This is a genomic window from Trichlorobacter ammonificans, from assembly GCF_933509905.1.
In the GTDB taxonomy this organism is placed as follows: Bacteria; Desulfobacterota; Desulfuromonadia; order Geobacterales; family Pseudopelobacteraceae; genus Trichlorobacter; species Trichlorobacter ammonificans.
This window is the reverse complement of sequence record NZ_OW150024.1, coordinates 1652371-1671652: the sequence shown is the minus strand read 5'-3', so window position 1 is coordinate 1671652 and position 19282 is coordinate 1652371. Positions and strand designations below refer to the sequence as shown.

Below are 19282 nucleotides of genomic sequence, written 5' to 3'. Positions count from 1 at the left end.
GCCGTTACCAGCTGCCGATGCCGATGCTGCGGCGGGCCGCCAGTATCAGGTCGGCGCTGTCCACCCGGCCGTTGCCCCGGGGAATGCCGTCGCTCCCCAGGGGGGCCACGTCGTAGCGGATGCTGTCGTCCGGCCCCAGGGTGAGGCTGCCGGTGGCCGCCCCCAGCAGGCGCAGCAAGTCATTCTCCGTCGGCAGCGGGCTTCCCTCGGTCCTGGCGGTGCGTGCCGCGGTGCTGACGTTTACGCTGCAATTGCCGTCAAGGGGACCGGTGGTGTAGCTGGTGCCGTTCAAGGTGCCGTTGCAGCCGCTGACCGCGACGATGCCGTAGCCCGGCAGGGCAGTGACGCTGAAGGTGACGCTGCCGCCCTGGGCGGGGCTCTGGACGGCGGCGGGGCTGATGCTGCTGCCGGTCCCGGCCGAGGGGGTGACCAGGGGGGTGCTGCTCACCACCAGGTCGTCGATGGCATACCACTGGTCGGCGGGAACTGCGCCGGAAAAGGTGTTGTTGCTGTTGCCGCCGATGGCGATGGTGTTCCAGCCGATTACCGGATCGGAGCCGGTTGCCCCCTTCCACTGCACATCCCGGCGGCTCTCTATCAGCACGCCGTCCCACCACCACTCAAGAATGCCGTTGTTGCTGCCGATGTCGTTCATCTTCAGGTGCACGTCGTAGCGGTGCCAGCGGCCGTCGGCATAGACGTTGCCGGCCGGGCCGTTGCCCCAACGCTGGTAGTAGTCGTTTAACTGGTAGGAGGGAACGCCGGGGGCGGTGCAGTAGTAGTTGGTCTCCTGGGGGTCGCACCGGTAGGCGTTCATGTAGGTGGCGCTGTTGGCGCTGTTGGTGGACCAGTCCCAGATGTAGGCCGGGTTCACGGTGCCGGTGCTGAAAAATTGGAAGAGGTTGCCGGTACGGTCCCAGTGGTAGGCCCGAAAGATTTTTGACTGGGCATTGGGCACGGTCTGCCAGTTGTCCTGGGTCCGTATCCAGAAGCGGATGTACAGTTCCGGGTAGTCACGGGGCAGCACTTTGACCAGGGTGGCGTCGCCGGGCCAGTTCACACCGGCCACCGACTGGTTGTAGACGATGTAGGCCTTGCCGGTGCCGCCGCCATGGTCCGGCAGGGAGCCCGGCAGGCGCCGGATGGAGCCGGTGGGGTTGGCAAGGGCGGCAGTGCCGGGCACGGTGCGGTAGTTGGACCAGTTGGGCGGTGCGGTGGCGCAGGCGCCGGCGCATTCGGCGGTGTAGCTGTTGGTGACGTTCCAGTCCGGCTGGGCGTCGAAGTTCTCTTCGAAGAGAATCTCGCCGAAGCAGAGCGGGCCACTGCCCAGGATGAGCAGTAGCAGCAGCAGGGAGCGTACCGTGGCGCGCCCCGGGGCGAACAGGCCGGGGGAGAGCTTCGTTGCCGCTGCCGCGGTCATGGCGGCCAGTTCGACTCCAACGGCCAGGGCCCGTGCCAGGAGGAACACGGAGGCCACCAGGTAGACTGCTGCAAAATCGGCGATACCGCCCACCAGCGCCTTTTTCCGGTGGATCAGGGCCAGTGGCAGGAGCAGCAGCAGGGCGAACAGCAGTCCCGTCGCCGTCATGCTGAACGGCAGCAGCGGCGGCAGGGTGCAGATGGCTGCCAGGTGCAGGGTCGGGACTAGCACGCTCGGCGCGTCGTCCCGCTTGCGCCTGCTGTCCCGGAACTGGCGGATGCTCCCGGCGCCGCGCCAGAGTTCACGCCTGAGCAGGTTGCCCAAGGTCTTGGACTCCCGCAGATGAATGGTGTCGATCTCCTTGTTCAGGCAGACCAGGTGGCTTTGGCGTACCTTGTGGCAGAGGTTCACATCCTCGGCGGTGGTCAGGTGTTCGTCAAAGCCGCCCACGGCCCGGAACAGGTCGCGATGGATGACCATGTTGGAAGAGCCGATCCAGGGGGGATGGTCCGGCCGCTCCACGCCGGAGACCAGCCGGTACCAAGCCAGCTCCACCCAGGTGGCGTTCTTGAAGTCGGGAACGGCGCGGGTTCCGGTGAGGCCGATGGCGTCGTTGCCGAGCTTCGCCACGCAGGAATGAAGCCAGCGGGGATGGACCAGGCAGTCGGCGTCCAGGAAGGCAACGATCGTTCCCGTCGATTTTTCGACCCCGATGTTGCGCAGTCGCGCGATGGAGGCGGTTCGGTCCTCGTAGACCGCGCAGCCGTGGGCCGCCGCGACCTCCCGGGTGGCGTCGGTGGAACCGTTGTCGATCAGCAGCAGCTCACACCGTCCCGGATACTCGGCAACAGCCGCCCGCAGGGCGGCCAGTACGCCGGGAAGGTTCTGCGCCTCATTGCGTGCGGGGATGATGATCGATACGGTAGGATGGCTCATGGTTGTCCGTGCTCCTCTGGAATACGGCCGGTCCGGGCTGCCATGGCGTTGCGGAAATAGCGCAGCTTGCCCGACGGTTCCCGCTCAATGGTATCCACCAGGGAAATGGCAATGGTCACGGTTGCACCCAGGTGCCTCTGCAACTCCCTGACGTAGCGACTGCCCAGCTCCGGCGAATAGTCGGTGCCGGGCACAATGGCGATCTCGATCCGGTCCACGGCGGTCTGGACCGCCCTGAAGCGGCTCACCCCCCGCTTCAGGGTGTAGGCGAAGATGGCATCGTACACTTTCCGGCCATCCGGGGTGAGCACGTAGTCGTCCTTGCGGCCGGAGAGTACCTGCATGACCGGCAGGGAACTGCCGCAGGGGCAGGGGGCGCTGCAGAGGATGCCCCGGTCCCCCAGGCTGTAGCGGATAAAGGGGGTGGAGCGGGTATGCAGTTCGGTCACGTGGATATCCCCGGCTTCATCCAGCACCGGCCTGCCGTCCTTCAACACTTCCAGGTAGATGTTGGCGGACATGACGTGCAGGTTCTGCCGGGGGCATTCGAAGCCGATAATTCCCACTTCGGTGCAACCGTATTCGTTGACAAAGGGGACGCCGGTGGCCTCTTCCACCAGCTTCCGCTCCTGCGGGTAGAGATATTCGCCGGTGCCGATCACCGCCTTCAGCGGAAGGGAACGCAGGGTGCGGCCCTGTTCCAGCAGGTGACCGCAGAACGTGGCCATCAGGCTCGGATAGCCATAGAAGTAGGCGGGACGGAAGCGGTGCAGACTCCGGTAGTAGGATTCCCTGGCCCCCTCGCTCAGATCGAACGCGGAAAATCTGAGCCGGTTCTTCAGCAGGTCCTTGATCCGCGCCACGGCAGCCCCCCTGGGGGTCAGCGGCATTCCCCAGAAGCGGGCCTGGGGGTCGCCGACAGCGATGCCGTGCCAGGCGTAGGCCGCATAGAGCACCGCATCCATGAAGCCGGTGGCGTAGCGGTCCTTGTAGAACTGGAAGGGAAGCCCGGTGGAGCCGCTGGTGGAGCGGTAGTCCGAGGCCATGCCCCGGGGACGGCCCCCGGCCGCCACCGTGGCGCGCATCGCCTCCTTGGACTGGGGAGGGAAGTCGTGCAGAAGGCCGATGATCCGCTCCTCCGTGAGCTGATCCGTCGCGCCGCGCAACGGGGCGTAGCCGGGAGAAGGGCTGTGCCGGGCGGTCCGGACCACCTCGCAGAGCCGGGTCCGCTGGTAGCGGGCGATGTCGGCGCGGCTGGCACCGTTCACCGCCCTGACCTCGCTCAGCCAGGCGCCGATCCGCTCCTGCCGCAGATAGTGCAGCGGATAGATGAGCGTCTGTTCAGCAAGTCGCCGGTTCATGGCGCCTTCCCGTCAGGAGCGGCTGCAGTTTGCTCTTAAGGCATGCCAGCAGCCGGTTCAGGTTCCTGCCCAGCAGGCTGCGCAGCATCCGCAGCACCGAATCCCGGTAAAACGGCCGGTAGTGCCAGCAGCTCAGGAATGAACGGCGGGCCTGCCGGTAGTTGCCGGCGCTGAACTGGACAACGGCCCGGTTGTAGTGGAAGGTGGCGTAGGCCAGGGTGCGGGTCCGGGCGAGCTCTCCCCCGGGATCGACGGAGAGATGTTTCTGCAGCACCGCCAGGGTTGCCAGCGCCATCCGCTCGTTGTCCGCGGAGAGGTTGCCCGGGTGGCGCAGGTAGCGCACCAGCGGGCGGTCCAGATACTCCACCGTGAAATCCCGGGCGATCCGTATCCAGAGATCCCAGTTTTCCGCCGCGGGCAGGGATTCGTCGAACAGCCCCGCCCGGTCCAGCGCCCGTCGGGTCACCACCACCGAGCCGCCGGTCATCCGGTTCCTGACCAGCAGATGCCGGTAGATGTCTCCCCGCATGCCGGGCTCACCGGCCACCGTGCGAATAACCCGCCCCTCCGGGTCAACTTCGTGAATGGCGCAGTAGACCAGCCCCACGCCGGGGCTGAAGAGGGGAAGCTGCGCCGACAGTTTCTCGGGCGCCCAGGTGTCGTCGCTGTCCAGGAAGGCGATGAATTCGCCTCTCGCCTGGCGGATGCCGGCGTTGCGTGCCCGCACCTGACCGCTGTTGGGCTGGTCGATCACCCGCACCCTGCCGGGATGGCGTTCGGCATACCCTTGCAGAACCTCAAGGGAGCCGTCCGTGGAGCCGTCGTTGACGGCAATCACTTCGATGTTCCGGTAGGTCTGGGCAAGGATGCTGTCCAGGGTTGCGCCCACCAGGTGGGCCCGGTTGTAGACCGGCACGATCACGGAAACCAGGCCGGGGAGAACCCTGGCGGGAGGCTGTGCCGGCGGCGTTATGATCCGGTCCAGGGCCTGTTCGAAGCTGCTCACGGTAAAGTATTCCTCAACAAAGCCCCGCATGGCGCCGGCCACTCTGCCGTAGGCGGCACGGTTGCGCAGCCAGACGTAGCGCTCGGCGAAGCTGTCGTAGTCGTGCATGCAGAGGAAGGTCAGACGGTCATGCAGCGAAAGGCCGTAGGCGCCGATGGCGGTGGCAAACACCGGCCGCCCGGCCAGTCCCGCCTCCAGTATCTTGATACGGGTGCCGCCGCCGGAGAGCAGCGGCACCACCACCGCTCCGGCCCGCTCGTAGAGGGGGACCAGGTCCGGCGGATTTTCCACCAGCTCAATCCGCTCATGCAGCCCGCAGAGGGTACGCACCCGCTCGACCGGGTCCTTGCCCGCCACAATCAGCTTCAGGTTTGGATAGTCGTTGACCAGTCGCTGGAAGATGCTGCCGACGAACCACTCCAGACCGTCCACGTTGGGGGGATAGGCCAGGTTGCCCACAAAGAGCAGGGTGTCGAGATTGTTGAAGCCGTCGTGCCGGTAGCTGTCGGGCAGCTGCAGTTCAGGGGCCACGTTGGGAACGACGTGGAGATCGGCCGACGGTACCCGTTCGCCGAGCAGCCGCAGGTCGTCCGCGGAGCAGACCAGTGCCGTGCCGATGCGGGCGCAGTTGGCCTGGAAGGCCCGGTACAGCTCCAGATCAAGGCGCGCCCTGAGACGGCGCAGACCGCGGGAGCTGCCGTTGATCGCCTCGTACAGTTCCGGGGTCATGAGGTCGTCGATATCAACGATCACTTTTCGCCGGTTCCGCCGGGAGAGAAACTGCAGCGGGTAGGCGCTGACCGCGTAGCGGCAGACGATATGATCGTATTCCTCCTGTTCGATCAGGTCGTTCAGGGCCCGTACCGACGCCGGGCCGTAGCCGCAGACGATCCAGGGCTTCTGATGGCGGAGCTGGTCGTACAGTCCGGCAAGTCTGCCCTGCCTGGTACCGTCATCCGTGCGGGGGAGGGGGAACTGTCGCCTGAAGAGCGGGGTTTCGGCAGCGGCCTGTGTGGCGTCATCCTGGTACCAGGCCAGATCCACCTCGCCGTGTTTCCGGAAATAGCGGACAAAGTTCATGGTTCTGATACGGTTGCCGCCAACTTCGGGCAGCGGGTACTGGGAGGAGAGAACCAGTGTTTTCATAGGGGCGGATTCCTTGTGGGGTGTCAGATCCTGCTGGAGGAATCAATCACGAACCATGCCAGACCGCCAGAAAAGTTTGTGCGTGATATCAATGTGTTATGGTTTTTGTGCGGGGCGGGCGCTGTTAACGATCAGGCGCCCCCGTACGGCGGGGCGGTAAAAACGGGCATAAAACGGCCGCCGTGCGACAATGTTGCGATTGTGTCGGGTGTCAGAAATTGAGCTGAACAAAAAAAGAGAGCCGGATACCGGCTCTCTTCCGAACAACATCCGGCTGGTTTCATCAGGTCAGGTGAGCGCTGCAGCTTTCCGCTGGGTTCTTTTCCTGAGGAAACCGGCCCCCAGCAACCCGATGCCCAGGAGCAGCAAGGTTGAGGGTTCAGGTACCGGCGCCAGATCCACCGACACGTTGTCGAGGAAGAAGGAGCCGACGTCGTTCCGTGCCAGGAAGGCGATCTGGGTCGGGGAGGCGCCGGCCGTAAAGAACAGCGAGACTCCCTCGTAGGGGTGATTGCCTTCATTGGTCAGCGAGAACAGGGAGGTCCCGTTGACGAGTGCATAGAACTCGCTGGGGGCTCCGCCGGATGTTGCCAGGGCAAAACTCAGTTCGTACACAAAGCCGGGCTGGGTGGCGATGGACTGGGTCAGGGATCCCAAGGCCCCCGGAGTTCCCAGCGTGGCCGCAAACGGAGCACTGAATGAGTTGGCTCCGTTTACATACATGTACGAACCGTTTTTTACCCATCCCGTGAAGTCGCCGGTGTCGAAACTGCCGTTGGTCACCAGGTTCAGGGCGAATGCGGAACTGCTGCCGAAGAACAGCATCAGTCCCAGACTGAATGCCGCCATTGCCGAACGATACGCGCTCTTTTTCATGGTCTTTTCCTCCTCCTGTTCGTTTTACGCTGCCGGGAGAGCCGAAACTGTCGATGGTCAAGGTATAGCAATAGGAGTGCCAAGTTGTAAGTATTTGAAATTGATTGGAAAGATTGGTGTTTGGCTTGGCGGGATGAAAAAGTGTAATCTTCGCCGACAGATTCTGTGCGAAAGATTACAGTGGCGATGGAGAGGCGATGAAACGGGGCATGGGTTACCAGAACTGCCACTGCTGCGTAGTCAGGACGTAGAGCCCCAGCAGCAGGTTGGTAACGGCGTGGGCCAGCACGCAGTGGATGATGCTGCGGGTGGCATGGAGCAGGAAGTTGTAGGCGCAGCCGGCCATGACGCCGGCAATGAAAAAGTTGTGTTCAAGACCGAAGAGCAGGGCGGTGATCAGGAAGGCCGAACGGGTGGTCCGGCCGATTTCCACCTGGCTGAAATCCTGGGCAATCAGGTAGCGAATGAAGAAGGAGCGCCAGAACAGCTCCTCCATCAGCGGCACCACCAGCACTGCTCCCGCCAGGCGGGCGGCAATCATCAGGATACGCTCCGTCCCTTCCTGAAACAGGAGCGGATTGAAGCCCCCCGTGATGCCCAGGGGGTTCAACCGGATATCCAATGGTATCCAGAGCAGGAAAACCATCACGCCGCAACCGACGGAAAGGGCCAGGTGGCGCAGGTTGGCGAGTTGCTTCGGCTCCAGTTCGGTGTAGTGCCGGGCAAACCGCAGCAGCAGCAGTGCCACCGCCGCGATCTTCAGCGGGTAGAGGTACTGCAGATCCTGCTGATCCAGGGGCAAAAGTCCCCGTTCGATCAGGAATCGCCCCCCCTCCTCCAGACCGACACAGGCCATGAACAGGGCAAAAGGGGCCACCCGCGGCAGGATGGCGCTGTTCATGAGAATGTCCCCCGGTCCGCCGACGGAGCAACCGTCAGATAGGCGGCAAGTTCGTCCTGGGCCAGCCGGTCCATGGCGGTGACCCTGCCCAGGGCTCTGAATCCCTGCAGCGACCATTCCATGAGAAAGAGCAGCATGAACTGCGGACGCCGGGTCCGTTCAAAGCCCAGGTCGGCCAGGAACTGCTCCAGGCGTCGCACGGCGTGACGGCAGACGATATCGTCCTGCGTCAGAAAACGTCTGAATGCGGTGGAGTAGTCCTGGCTGCCGCTGCTGCCCACCAGGTATTCCATGGTGGCGGAAATGATCATCCAGAAGTAGTCGAAGAAGGGGGTGCTGCGGTGGGTGGAGCGCTCCCAGTCGATGGCGGTCAACCGCCCTCCCCGCAGCAGGAAGTTCCCCGGCCAGAGGTCGTTGTGCGCCGTCACCGGCACGATCCCCCCGTGGTTCCGGTCCAGGCCGGCCAGCAGGCTGCGGGCGAGCTGGAGCAGGGTGTCGTGGCCGGGCAGCCGTCCGGGCAGTGCCGCAAAGGTCCGTAACATCGGCTCGTACAGACAGGAAATGCTGCGTCTGCTGCCGCTGAATGCCGACCGGTAGGTCGCGAACCAGAGGTCGAGCCGGTCCAGCATGAGGCAGGCGTCGGCGCCGGCTTTTTCCCGTCCCAGCAGACGCAGCACTTCCCGCAGGTTCTCTCCCGACAGGTACTGTTCGCCGAAATAGCGCCGTCCCCCCACCGCCAGCAGGCGAACGGGGCCGTGCAGCAGTCCCTCTTCCCGCAGGCGGCGGCTGATGCCGGTGACGATTGCCTGCTCATGCTGCAGGCTGGCGATATAGCCCGGGCTGGCGGTGGTCTTATAGAGGGTGCCGCTGCCGGAGACAAGGGTCGCGGCCCTGGTCAGCATCAGCTTGCCCGCCGGGTTGGAAAAGAACATGTAGTCGAGTTCTTCCAGGCGGTCCGTCACCGGCGGGCGGTATGGCGTTCCCCGCTGCTCGGTGACCACGAAACGTCGCTCGGCCCGCCAGAAGGGGGGGATGAGTGTCGCCAGTCGCCGGCGTATTCCCTGGGGACGGGGAAGGTGGGCACGGGCAAAGGCCCGGTAGCCGGAGCTGTTGCGGCTGTCGAACAGGGAGGAAAGCAGGCCGTCGTTCAGGTAGAGCACCCGCCGTACCGTTGCGCCTTCCCTGCGGGCCGTCAGGCCGGCGGCCAGGGAGCAGCGCAGGTATCCCAGCAGGTCGCTGCGTCCGAAGCATCGTACGCGATGGCGCGGGCCGTCCTCAGTCGTTGCCGGCTGTTCCGCTTCGCCAAATGCCCAGGCATCCTCGCCCCAGCGGCAGGTGGGGTCCAGAAAAACCAGCAGGTTCCGTTCGAGCTGGGAGAGGGTCATGACGTCGCCCCAAGGGGGGTGGTCTTCGGCAGTGCGCCGCGCAGCCGTTCCATGGTTATCCGGTAGAGGATGGACGCCAGGATGAGCTGGACGTACAGTTCAAGAGACATGGCGGCGTCGATGGAAAGGATGCAGACGGCAAAGCCGGCGATACCGGCGCAGAGTCCGCTGATCCAGAGCAGTTCGCGGCGCAGCTCTCCCGCTCCTGCCAGCAGCCGGCGGGCCTTCAGGCCGAGTACGATCCCGCCGGCCACCAGCAGGCAGAAGGGAAGCGCTCCCAGCAGCCCGGTATCGGCCAAAAGCTGGATGTAGGTGTTATGGGTCACCTTCTTGTTCTCGACCCGGAAGAGAGAGGCGCGGAACTCCTCGTCCAGGTGCTGGAAATGATCCTGGTACCTCATCTTGGCCTCGGGGAAGGTCAAAAAGCCCGTGCCCACCAGCGGGTTGTCCGCGAAAATCAGCAGCCCGGCCTGCCACATGGCCATGCGATCCCGTGCCGACTGCTCGAACCCCCCCTCGCCGGTCATGGTGTTCATCCGCTCCAGATACTGCTGGGTGGCGAAGGGGAGGGCGACAACCATCAGGATGACGGCGATCCGGGCGATTCTGAACATGTTCCGCGAATAGTAGCCGAACATGGCCAGGGCAACGGCCAGGCCGATCAGGCCGGAGCGGGATTTGGTGCAAATGATCAGCGCCACCATCAGGGCGGCGATTCCCAGGCCGCTCCAGAACTGCTTGCGGTTTTCCGCGGTGAAGACCAGGGCCAGGGCGGCGGGGAGAAAGAGAATGAAGGTGGCGGCAACCCCGTTGGAATCGCCCCAGGCGCTGCCCCCCAGTCCTTCCAGCCGCTCGTTGCCGCGAAAGTGCTGATCGATTCCCCAGACCGCCAGGAAGGCGAAACAACAGAGCAGGGCCACCTGGATCTTTCTGAAGTCGTCGAAATCCTTCACCAGCAGGTAGAGGCAGCCGCAGAGCAGGAACCCCTTGAGCAGTTCAATGAAGTAGTAGTATTCGCGGAAAACCGGGTACTGGGCCAGTTCAATGGACAGCAGGATCGCTCCCAGCATCCAGAGCATCAGCAGGAACTCCCGTTGCAGCACGCGGCCGACATTGAGCAGTTCCCCCCGCAGGTAGAGGCCGACTAGGGTGGCCAGGTAGTAGACCATGAAGACGTAACTCCCGCTGGTCCCGCCCCAGAACAGCATTTCCGGCCGGATGACCGTTGCCCCCAGGTAGATGGTCAGCGCCCAGAGCGGGCGCTTGAGCACCAGGGGGAGAGAAACCAGCACCAGTATCAACAGAATCAGCTCTCTCATGGATGTGCCTCCGCCTGTTCGGTTGGAACTCCGGCCGCAGTGATGCCCGGATCACCGCAGAGGGTGCTCCTGAGCCGGGCGTAGAGTCCGGTTTCCCGCAGCAGCTTGATGCAGCGGGGATAAAGGGTATGGTTGTAGATGACCAGCGATACCGCCCGTCGCCGGTCCGTGGCGTAGTCGTCCTTGTAGTCGCCGCTCCCCTCGAAATCGAAATAGTCCACCCCCCCCTGCCGGATCAGCCGCTCGAACACCCTGCCGAAGAGGATGCGGCCGGCGGACACGTGACGGTAGTCGGCGTGGAAGGCGGTATCCACGGCGTAATAGGTATGTCCGCGACGACAGCCCAGCAGGTAGGCCACGGGACGGTCCGCCACCAGCAGCACGCTGAACTCTTCTCCGCCGGCGCCGCAGCCGGTACGGGCCAGGTTGGCGTAGAAACTGGCGGAACCGCTGTCGTTGAAATGGCTCTTGCCCGCCCGGTACTGCCAGCTGGTGCCGGCCACCGCCCTGCCCAGGGTGGCCACCCGTGCCGCGTCCCGGAAGGGGTCCAGCACCTCCATGGTCACCGTTCCCTCCCGTTCCAGCCGGTTCAGGGCCTGGTTCAGGTTGCGGCGGAACTTGCGGCTGCGGGACTGGTGGTAGGCGGCGTAGCTGGCCGGAAACGCGATGTAATAATCGTCGCTCTCCACCGGCTCCATTCTGCGTTCCAGGCCAGGGTGAACCTGTGCCAGCATCGTCCGGAGCCGGTCCGGGGAACAGCGGCGCAGCCGACAGAGTTCCCAACGGCCGGTCCGGTGGAGCGCATCGAATACCGCCGCCGTGAATCCCCGGCTTTCCGGGCTCACCAGGAAGTCGTCGCTGCCGATGCCGGAGCCGATACTTTGCACGGCACGGACCGGGAAGCCGCCGAAACGGTCCCATCTGATCAATAGCGGCGCTGCGGCGATAATCCGGTTATCCCGCCAGTGGCGCTGCAGGTAGACGAGGGCCGGTCGGCGGTGGTGGTAGGTTGCCCACCAGGCCGCCAGCCAGGGATGACTGCGGGCGTAGTTCTCCGGGAAGCTGGTTGCCATGAAGCGGTCCCAGTCGTCGCGGATCGCCATGAACTCGTCAAAGCTGTGCAGACATTCAAGCCGGTGTTCTGTCATGGTTCCGCCTCCCCGGCGATGGTTTCGGGCCGTTGGCGTCGCCGCCGCCGGCCGGTGATGAACTGCAGCGCCCCCGAGGTGTTCAGTGCAAAGCAGGCCGGGTCGGAAGTACCGTCGTTGCCGGCCGGTACCCTGCCGATGGCCATGGCGTCGCCGCCGGGCCAGCCGAAAAGGACGTTTTCGGTGCTGAAGGCGCACAGGTAGCCGCTACGCCGCAGCGCTGCGCCATGCTCAGGGACAAAATCCAGACCGGGGCGGCCGTTGGGAAAACAGAAGGAAGTCACCGGGCAGCCCAGTCGTTCTTCCAGCAACCGGCGGGGGAGGGTTATCTCCCGCTCCCATTCCTCTTCCGCAAGTTCGCTGACAATGCGGTGGGTGGCCGTGTGCACCCCGAACTCCACTTGCCCCGAGCGGTGCATGGCAGTCACCTGGTCCCAGGACAGCAGGCCGAAATCCTCCAGTAATGGGCCGCGATCCAGGGGAATCTCCCGTCTGAGCCGCTCCATGACCCGTTGTCGTTCGGTCCGGCCCGCTCGCTTGAGCCGTTCCACCGCCACCAGGTAGGCAGGCCAGAGCTGGCCGCTGTGCAGCAGCGCCAGGGTCTGCGGATCGGCAAGGGGGGGCGTCAGACCCCGGTCCAGCGCTTCCCGCAGCAGGAAAAGCAGCTCGTCGAACCAGAGCAGTTGCTGGGTGCCGATCAGGTCCACGGTGAGAAAGACGGCGGCCGGCACCCCCATCTGCTGCAGGATCGGAAAGGCGCAGGAATAGTTGTTGCGCAGGCCGTCATCGAAGGTGATCAGCAGGGCCCGTTCGGGCAGGCTGCTGTTGCCGGCCAGCGCGGCGGTTACCTCCGTCAGGGTAAGGGGGGTATAGTGGCTGCGCAGGAACGCCACCTGCTTCCTGAACCGTTCCACCGGCAACTGGGTCCAGACCGGCGGCCGATGATCGCCGGCAGTGACGCCGTGGTACATCACCACCAGCAGCTTGCCGCGGTTCAGGTAGCGGAACAGGCTGTCCAGGCCGAAGCTGCCGGCCGCGCGGAGCAGGGTCTGCTTAAGGGAGCAGGATTTCATAGGAAGAAAGCTCCGCTTCCGGTGACAGGGCCGGGGCGGCAACGGCGCCGTCCCGGTACAGCTCCTGATAGGCGGCCACCATGCCGCCGAGGGCGAACCGCTCCCGTATGACGCTCCTGGCCCGAACCCCCATGGCGCGCCGCTCCTCTTCGTCCCGCAGCAGTCGGCCCAGAAAGAGGGCCAGGGGCCCCTGGTCGCCGGAGCGGCAGAGATAGCCGTTGACGCCGTGCTGCACGATACGGCAGTTGCCGCCCACCGCCGTCACCACCGCCGGAACGCCGCAAGACAGCGCTTCCAGCAGGGAGAGTGACGTCCCTTCGGTGAGGGAGGAGAGGGCGAACAGGTCGAAGGTCGGGTAGACCTCCTGCAGGTCGTAGCACATCCCCGGAAAGGAGACCTGCTGCCCGATGCCCAGCTCCGCTGCCAGTTGTTTCAGGTCGACTTCTTCGCTACCGCTGCCCACCAGCACCAGATGAAAGGGGATGCCCCGGCTGCGACGTAGTTCCGCGCAGGCCCGCAGCAGCAGCGGGTAGTTCTTCACCGCCTCCAGCCGTCCCACGCTGCCGATGACGGCGGTGTCCGTCGGCAGTCCGTGGTGCCGGCGCAGCTCGGATACCTGTCGGGGGTCGTTCAGCGGTTTGAACCGTTCCGTGTCGATGCCGTTGATGACCGTTGTCACCTTATGGGCAGCAGCAGGGTTGCGGGAGAGGATATCCGCGGCCACGCCGTCTGAAACCGCCACGATCCGGTCGGTGAGGGCGCAGGCCAGCCGCTCTTCGCAGCGGGCCTGCAGACCGCGTTCCACCGGCATGCCGTGCAGGGTGTGCACAAGCAGCCGTGCCCCGGCCAGCCGGCCGATCAGCGAACCGTACAGGAAACAGCCGCCGTGGGAGTGGACGACGTCGGTGCCCAGCCGCCGCAGCAGCGAGGCGGCCCGCTGCAGAAAGAGCAGGTCGCGGCGGTGCCGCTTCGTGACCAGGTGCACCGCCACACCGCTGTGTTCCAGGGTTGCCGCGTACTGCGGGTCGTAGCCGTTCAGGCAGAGCACTGAGGGCGTGAAACGGGAGCGATCCAGCGAGCGGCAAAGCTCCATGATCAGGCTCTCCAGTCCGCCGATCTCCAGGTATTGGGTGATCTGGACCACCCGGACGGTTCTGTCGGTCGTCATGATGTCGTTACCTCGTCCAGGGATTGGAGCAGGATGTCGGCGACCAGGGCCATATCCCGCTCCGTCAACTGCTGCTGTACCGGCAGGCCGACGATCCCCGCCGCCAGAACGGTCGCCTCCGGGAACTGCTCCGGCTGCAGCAGGGGATGGGGATGCCTGCCGAAGACAAAGGGATGCACGCCCCGGGCGGCGAGCCGTTCCGCGACGGCGTCCCGCTGCGGCACGAACAGCGGGAGGCAGAGGGGACAGACCCCCTCCGGAAGCTCGGGAAAGGGCAGCCGGTCCGCCAGCCGTGGTGCCAGGAGCGCCGCCAGGGACCGGTAGTTCTCCCGGCGCCTGCCGACGATCTCCCGGACCTCCGGACCGCCGGCGCACCAGCGGGAGAGGGCGGCGATGTCGTGACGGTAGTCGAGGGACGGCACGTCGTAGTACCAGCGGACAGCACCCCCGTCGTTGGCGGCCGCGGTCGCGGCGTCGCTGCGGCGCTCGTGGCTGTGCAGCAGCCGGCGAGCCCAGGCTGCCGGTACTCCGCTGCCCGTTGCTCCGTATTCCAGCAGGGATTTGACCGTGGAGGTGACGATGCTGCGGTCCAGGTAGCGGATACCGGGCTGCGGCAGGGGGAGCTCGGCGCGGTTCACCCGCACGGCGCCGCCGTTGGGCATGAAGACGGTCTTGCGCATGCTGAAGAGCCCGTAGTCAGCGGTGGTGCCCAGCCAGGCGCCCCGCTGGTCCCGCGAATAGAGGGCATGGGCGCAGTCCTCGATCAGCACCAGCTCCCGCTGCCGGCAGAGGGCCGCCAGCTCGGAGATTTCCTGGGGAAAGCCGAAGTAGTGGGCCACCAGGATCCCCCTGGTGTGCTGATCGATCAGCGCACGGATATGGTCGAGGTCGATCCCCAGGTCGAAACGGACCCGGTAGAACGCCACCCCGCAGCCGGCCCTGAGCACCGCCTCCACCTCCACCCCGCAGTGGTAGGCCGGCAGCAGGATGGTGCTTCCCGGCGGCAGCGCCAGGCCGGCGACGATCCGGAAGAGCCCGGCCCGGCCCGAGGCGTACAGCCGGACCCGGCCGTTGCCCAGCAGCGGGTCCGGGTGCGTGCGGCGTCCCGTCACCTGTCGCGGATCAAGATGGGGAAAGGCGGAAAGGGGGCGTTGGCGGTTCATGGCGTGTACCTGAGGTTGCGCAGCCGGGGCCGCAGCCAGGCCAGTTCGCGGGCAAGGCTCGGCTGGGCCAGTGCCTGCCCCAGTTCCGTTGCCACCCGCCGGAGCACGCTGGAGAAAGCAAGACGCGGCGTGGGGCTGCCGAAATCGGCGGCAACGGCGGCGGGGAGCGGTTCCGGGAGGGAGGTGCGGGCCATCAGGCGGGCGCCGACCCAGCCGTTCTGGAGCATCAGGGCCACCGGGCGGGTCAGGCGGCTGGTGGGATGCCGGTGCAGTTCCTGCCGGGCCGTTTCGTAGAAGAACCAGGCCTTTTCCCGGAAGGCGTCCCGCCCTTCGGCGGCGGCATGGCGGGAGGCATGGAAGAGAATGACGCTCTTGCGCAGATCCTGGGCCGGCCAGGTTTCGTTCGGGTATTCCAGGATTTCCGGCTTGTCCAGGTACGGGTATTCGTGCTTCAGCATCCATTCGGCGTAGGCCAGCAAACAGGCCCGGGCGTAGCGGAACGGTTCGTCGCACTCGGCCAGTTCCCGCTTCTTCTCCAGGTAGGCCGCCACCGCCGCCAGCAGCACGGTGTAGGACCAGGCATCCTCGGCCTCCAGCAGGTTGCGGGCCGCGATGTCGTCAGCGGGGTGCAGGGCGCCGCGGATCAGGGTTTCCGCCTGCTCCAGGAACCAGCGACCTCCTCCGGCTTCGAAGGCGTCGAGACAGGCAATTACCCCGTTGCCGGTGCCCCGGGTCAGGGGATAGCGGGGAAAGGGCAGTGTGCCGCTGCCGTTGTGTCGCCACAAGCGGCGGCCGTAGCGGAGGGCGTTGTGTACCGTGGCCAGCAGGGTGCGGGAGCCGTTCAGGGAGGCGAGGCACCAGCGGGCCAACTCGATCACCGCATCGCGGCAGGCGGTATCGCCGCTGTGGAGGTAGTGCAGGAGCAGGCCGGTGGTGTAGCAGTGCTCGGCCCCCGGTCCACCGCCGCCGGAGGGCCGGTTCCGGTACTGCGCCTGTTCCCGCGAGTAGGAACGGTGGGTGGCGAGCCCCGCCGGCACGTAGTGATCCGTGTGCCAGAACAGGCCGTGGTTGTATTCCTCCCGGTCACGGTCGGTGTGGTAGATGTCGATGTCCCGCAGGTGACGGGCCAGGTCGCCGGCCAGTTCGCCCCAGAGCGGCATGCCGGTGGCGAACGCCATGCGGTACATGCCGGCGCAGAGGTCGTACTGGTTGCCGTAGTGGGAGACGAACGGCTCGCTTCCCCGATGCTGGACCGCCTCGTGGTCAGCGTAGACCTCGCCGAAGTTGCGCCAGCCGTACTCGTCGATCTCCTCCCGCTTTGCCAGTATACATTCCGGCCCGGCGATAAAGCGGTCGATGAGGCTGCCGCCGTTGGCCGGATCCGCCGGCAGATCCGGCAGCACGCCGGCTCTCCGGTAGACCGCCGGAGCGGCCGTGACGGTGAAGGGGGCGGTGAGCCATACCGCATCAGCCGCATCGGTCGTGGCAGCCAGATGCAGGGTGGCGGTCGTCTGTTCACCCCCCTGCAGTTCGTGCAAATCAGGGTAGCAGCGGGGGAAAATCCCCACGGTCACGGCTTCCCGGTCCGCCGCCAGGGTGCGGGGGAACTGCTGCCAGAAGCGGGGCATGCCCACGGCGATGCCATGGTCGGCGTTGCCGCAGCGGATAAACGGTGTCGCCCGTCCACCTGCCATGAGCAGCTCTTCGCCCGCTGTCAGTCTGAAGCCCCGGATGGTGTGGGGAATGTGGCCGTGACGGTTGCGGTGCAGGGGGCTCTGCCAGTTGGCACCGCCGCTGGACTCCTGGTACAGCAGCAGGCCCGTTGCCGGATCGTCGGCGCGCACCGGAGAAGCGCCGGGCAGGGGGCTGCAGTCCACCTGCTCCGCCAGGCCGGGGCGCAGGGGGAAGCGGAAGCCGAACTCGCGGATCAGCAGCGACCCCGGGTCCCCCAGATCCCAGAATCCGCCGGGATGCTCCGCCCGCCGGCAGTTACGCAGGGTAACCTCCAGCACGACCCAGGGGCTGCCGGCAAAAAAGTGCAGGCGAGCGGTGTAGTGGAGATCGGTACTGCCGGAAGCGATGGAGCAGGTTCCCTTGATCCGCAGGGTGGTGCGCACCGGTCCCGCCGTCTCCAGGTCGATGGTGGCAACCCTGGGGACAACGGGGCCGCTGTCGTGCAGTTCCAGCAGGCATAAGGCCCCCTCCGCCGCCAGCAGCTCCACTCCCCCTGCCGTGATGCCGCTGAAGGGGCGGAACACTTCGGCATCGATCCGGAAGGTGGCCGCACCGGTGGTCACCAGCCACGTCCGTTCCCCCGCCGTTACCCGCGGGGAGTCCGGCGGCGGTGGGGGAGGAACGGTGGTTCGGACCAGGCGATAGCTGCTGCTGCCGCCGGGAGAAGCGTCGGCGAGAAAATCAAGCAGCAGCCACTTCACCGAGCCGTCCCGCCAGCGGGCCAGTGCTTCGGCCTGCACCGGCCGTTCATCCCCCGTGGGAGCGACCATGGCCAGCCCCGATGGTTCGGGCAGTTCTCCCCGGGCGCAGGGAATGCCGATCCTGACGTATTCCGACCTGTTGGCGGAGGAAAAGCCGGTGTGGACGAGCAGTTCCTTCTCACGCATGGTGCGCCTCCTCCGTTCCGGGTGTCTGCTCCGGCGGGCAGGGGGAGCACCCGGCAAACCAGTCGTAGTATTCCTCCATTCGCCGCACCCGCTGTTCGAAGGAAAAGCGGCTCTCCACCCGCCTGCGGCAGGCGCTGCCGGCATGCCGGCGCAGCTCGGGGTCGGCCAGCAGCTCCGCTACCCGGCCGGCAAGTCCCGCCACATCTCCCGCCGGGGCGAGAAATCCCCCCCAGTCCGGGTGCAGTAGCTCCGGAATCCCCCCCACCGCAGTGGCGACCGATGGTACCCCCATGGCCATGGCTTCCAGCAGGGTGTTCGGCATCCCCTCGGTGACCGAGGTCATCAGGAAGACGTCGAGGGAGGCGTAGACGTCGAGCAGGTCGGTGCGGTGACCGGTAAAGACGATCAGCTGCTCAAGGGAGCGCCGCTGTACCTCTTCCCGCGCCCGAGCCAGCTCGTCGCCGTAGCCGTCTCCCACGATCACGAAACGGACTCCCGGCCGTTGCAGCGCCACCGCCTCCGCCACCCGGTAGAAGGTGGGCAGATCCTTTTCAGGGGTGATGCGGGCAACGGTACCCACCAGCAGGTCCCCCTCAGCCAGCCGCAACTCGTCCTTCAATACCGGCCGTGCCGTCTCCGGTCGCCAGACTGCCAGATCGATGCCGTTATGCAGGACCGCGACCTCCGTTCCCTTGAGACCGGCATCGATCAGGCGCTTGCGGGTGTCGGCGGAAACGGTGATGATCGGCTTGCAATGGCGCTGCATCAGGAAGGCCAGCACCCGCCGGCGCAGGCGATATGCGGCGAAGCTGCGCCAGGAGCCGAAGTCGCCGGGCCGGGGCAGGGCGTGGGAGTGACAGGTGTGCATGATCGAGAGTCCCGGCACCTGCAGGGAGAGCAGCCAGGCATAGAGCAGGGTCTTGTCGTCGTGGGTGTGGATCACCCGCAGGTCGTTGCCGGTGACGATCTCCCGGAGCCGGCGCAGGCAGGCCATATCAAGGGTGGCGCCGTCGGGGACGTCGGTGTACCGGATACCCAGCCGGGCCGCCATGGCGGGAATCTGGAACTGGTCGTCCCGGGGCTGGCGCAGGTAGACCACCATGACGAACACCCTGGCCGGATCGTGCCGGGCAGCGGAGTTGAGCACGGTCTTGTCCGGGCCGCCCCCTCCCTTGTAGGTGCCGCGGAAGTCCATGATGCGCGGCACCGGCCGGGGAGCGGGGGGCGATGTTGCTGCCGTCTCGTCGCTGCGTGGTTTGCAGCGGCAGGGAGAGCCCACCACCACGGTGTTGGGCGGTACCGAGCGGGTCACCACGGCATTGGCGCCGACAATGCAGTTGTCGCCGATGCAGATTTCGCCGATGATCTTGGCGCCGGCGCCGATCAGCACGTTGTTGCCGATGCGGGCGGCCCTGCCCCAGCCCCCCCGGTCGCCGATGGTCACGCCGTGGTAAAGGGTGCAGTTTTCCCCCAGCACCACACTGGGATGGAAGATGATGCCGCCGAAGTGGTGGATGCGCAGGCCCGGGCCGATGCTGCAGCAGGCCGGGATGGAAATGCCGGTGGTGATTTCGATGAACCGCTCACAGATAAAGCGGAGCGGCTGGCCGGAATATCCGTGTCGATGCAGCCAGTTGAACAACCTGAATACAAGTATCGCTTGAAATCCCTGCGACAGCAGTCCGGCGAGCAGGGAGCGCAGCGAGGGACGTTGCGACGGGCTGAGTCGTTTCAGGTCGGCGCTAATGGTCTCGAACAT

13 protein-coding genes are annotated in these 19282 nt (G+C 65.9%); all 13 read right to left on the bottom strand.

Going from position 1 to position 19282, the window contains the following annotated elements:
• Nucleotides 1–4 precede the first annotated feature (4 nt).
• Nucleotides 5–2356 carry a glycosyltransferase family 2 protein gene (locus RAK07_RS07570; protein WP_305732228.1) on the bottom strand — a complete coding sequence of 784 codons (2352 nt, stop codon included), beginning with the start codon at nt 2354–2356 and terminating at the stop codon, nt 5–7.
• Entirely contained in the window at nt 2353–3717 is a 1365-nt protein-coding gene (locus RAK07_RS07565; RefSeq protein ID WP_305732227.1) for a phenylacetate--CoA ligase family protein, read from the bottom strand. The genes RAK07_RS07570 and RAK07_RS07565 overlap by 4 nt, the downstream gene beginning before the upstream one ends.
• Nucleotides 3698–5869 carry a glycosyltransferase gene (locus RAK07_RS07560; protein ID WP_305732226.1) on the bottom strand — a complete coding sequence of 724 codons (2172 nt, stop codon included), beginning with the start codon at nt 5867–5869 and terminating at the stop codon, nt 3698–3700. Before RAK07_RS07560 ends, RAK07_RS07565 begins: the two co-directional genes overlap by 20 nt.
• Before the next feature lie 288 nt (nt 5870–6157).
• Nucleotides 6158–6745, bottom strand: coding sequence for a PEP-CTERM sorting domain-containing protein (locus RAK07_RS07555; RefSeq protein ID WP_305732225.1), 588 nt, complete (start codon nt 6743–6745; stop codon nt 6158–6160).
• A 214-nt stretch (nt 6746–6959) separates the two neighbouring features.
• Nucleotides 6960–7646 carry a CAAX prenyl protease-related protein gene (locus tag RAK07_RS07550; protein WP_305732224.1) on the bottom strand — a complete coding sequence of 229 codons (687 nt, stop codon included), beginning with the start codon at nt 7644–7646 and terminating at the stop codon, nt 6960–6962.
• Nucleotides 7643–9031 (bottom strand): phosphotransferase, encoded by a 1389-nt coding sequence (locus tag RAK07_RS07545; RefSeq protein ID WP_305732223.1) that lies wholly within the window; start codon nt 9029–9031, stop codon nt 7643–7645. The genes RAK07_RS07550 and RAK07_RS07545 overlap by 4 nt, the downstream gene beginning before the upstream one ends.
• Nucleotides 9028–10350 (bottom strand): O-antigen ligase family protein, encoded by a 1323-nt coding sequence (locus RAK07_RS07540; RefSeq protein ID WP_305732222.1) that lies wholly within the window; start codon nt 10348–10350, stop codon nt 9028–9030. Before RAK07_RS07540 ends, RAK07_RS07545 begins: the two co-directional genes overlap by 4 nt.
• Complete coding sequence (locus RAK07_RS07535) at nt 10347–11498, bottom strand: GNAT family N-acetyltransferase (protein WP_305732221.1); 1152 nt, start codon at nt 11496–11498, stop codon at nt 10347–10349. Before RAK07_RS07535 ends, RAK07_RS07540 begins: the two co-directional genes overlap by 4 nt.
• Complete coding sequence (locus tag RAK07_RS07530; RefSeq protein WP_305732220.1) at nt 11495–12571, bottom strand: polysaccharide deacetylase family protein; 1077 nt, start codon at nt 12569–12571, stop codon at nt 11495–11497. The genes RAK07_RS07535 and RAK07_RS07530 overlap by 4 nt, the downstream gene beginning before the upstream one ends.
• Nucleotides 12552–13739, bottom strand: coding sequence for a glycosyltransferase (locus tag RAK07_RS07525; RefSeq protein ID WP_305732219.1), 1188 nt, complete (start codon nt 13737–13739; stop codon nt 12552–12554). The genes RAK07_RS07530 and RAK07_RS07525 overlap by 20 nt, the downstream gene beginning before the upstream one ends.
• Nucleotides 13736–14902, bottom strand: coding sequence for a DegT/DnrJ/EryC1/StrS family aminotransferase (locus RAK07_RS07520; RefSeq protein ID WP_305732218.1), 1167 nt, complete (start codon nt 14900–14902; stop codon nt 13736–13738). Before RAK07_RS07520 ends, RAK07_RS07525 begins: the two co-directional genes overlap by 4 nt.
• On the bottom strand, nt 14899–17523 hold the full coding sequence (locus RAK07_RS07515) for an RIFT barrel domain-containing protein (RefSeq protein WP_305732217.1): 2625 nt from the start codon (nt 17521–17523) through the stop codon (nt 14899–14901). Before RAK07_RS07515 ends, RAK07_RS07520 begins: the two co-directional genes overlap by 4 nt.
• The gene (locus RAK07_RS07510) at nt 17516–19282 is read right to left on the bottom strand and encodes a glycosyltransferase (RefSeq protein WP_305732216.1); all 1767 of its coding nucleotides are present in this window, start codon (nt 19280–19282) and stop codon (nt 17516–17518) included. The genes RAK07_RS07515 and RAK07_RS07510 overlap by 8 nt, the downstream gene beginning before the upstream one ends.

Bases quoted from the DNA above. Each gene is read 5' to 3' on its own strand.
- RAK07_RS07530 (WP_305732220.1), bottom strand. From the start codon at position 12,571: ATGAAATCCTGCTCCCTTAAGCAGACCCTGCTCCGCGCGGCCGGCAGC.
- RAK07_RS07565 (WP_305732227.1), bottom strand. From the start codon at position 3,717: ATGAACCGGCGACTTGCTGAACAGACGCTCATCTATCCGCTGCACTAT.
- RAK07_RS07515 (WP_305732217.1), bottom strand. From the start codon at position 17,523: ATGCGTGAGAAGGAACTGCTCGTCCACACCGGCTTTTCCTCCGCCAAC.
- RAK07_RS07535 (WP_305732221.1), bottom strand. From the start codon at position 11,498: ATGACAGAACACCGGCTTGAATGTCTGCACAGCTTTGACGAGTTCATG.
- RAK07_RS07545 (WP_305732223.1), bottom strand. From the start codon at position 9,031: ATGACCCTCTCCCAGCTCGAACGGAACCTGCTGGTTTTTCTGGACCCC.
- RAK07_RS07525 (WP_305732219.1), bottom strand. From the start codon at position 13,739: ATGACGACCGACAGAACCGTCCGGGTGGTCCAGATCACCCAATACCTG.
- RAK07_RS07520 (WP_305732218.1), bottom strand. From the start codon at position 14,902: ATGAACCGCCAACGCCCCCTTTCCGCCTTTCCCCATCTTGATCCGCGA.
- RAK07_RS07555 (WP_305732225.1), bottom strand. From the start codon at position 6,745: ATGAAAAAGAGCGCGTATCGTTCGGCAATGGCGGCATTCAGTCTGGGA.
- RAK07_RS07540 (WP_305732222.1), bottom strand. From the start codon at position 10,350: ATGAGAGAGCTGATTCTGTTGATACTGGTGCTGGTTTCTCTCCCCCTG.
- RAK07_RS07570 (WP_305732228.1), bottom strand. From the start codon at position 2,356: ATGAGCCATCCTACCGTATCGATCATCATCCCCGCACGCAATGAGGCG.
- RAK07_RS07550 (WP_305732224.1), bottom strand. From the start codon at position 7,646: ATGAACAGCGCCATCCTGCCGCGGGTGGCCCCTTTTGCCCTGTTCATG.
- RAK07_RS07510 (WP_305732216.1), bottom strand. From the start codon at position 19,282: ATGTTCGAGACCATTAGCGCCGACCTGAAACGACTCAGCCCGTCGCAA.
- RAK07_RS07560 (WP_305732226.1), bottom strand. From the start codon at position 5,869: ATGAAAACACTGGTTCTCTCCTCCCAGTACCCGCTGCCCGAAGTTGGC.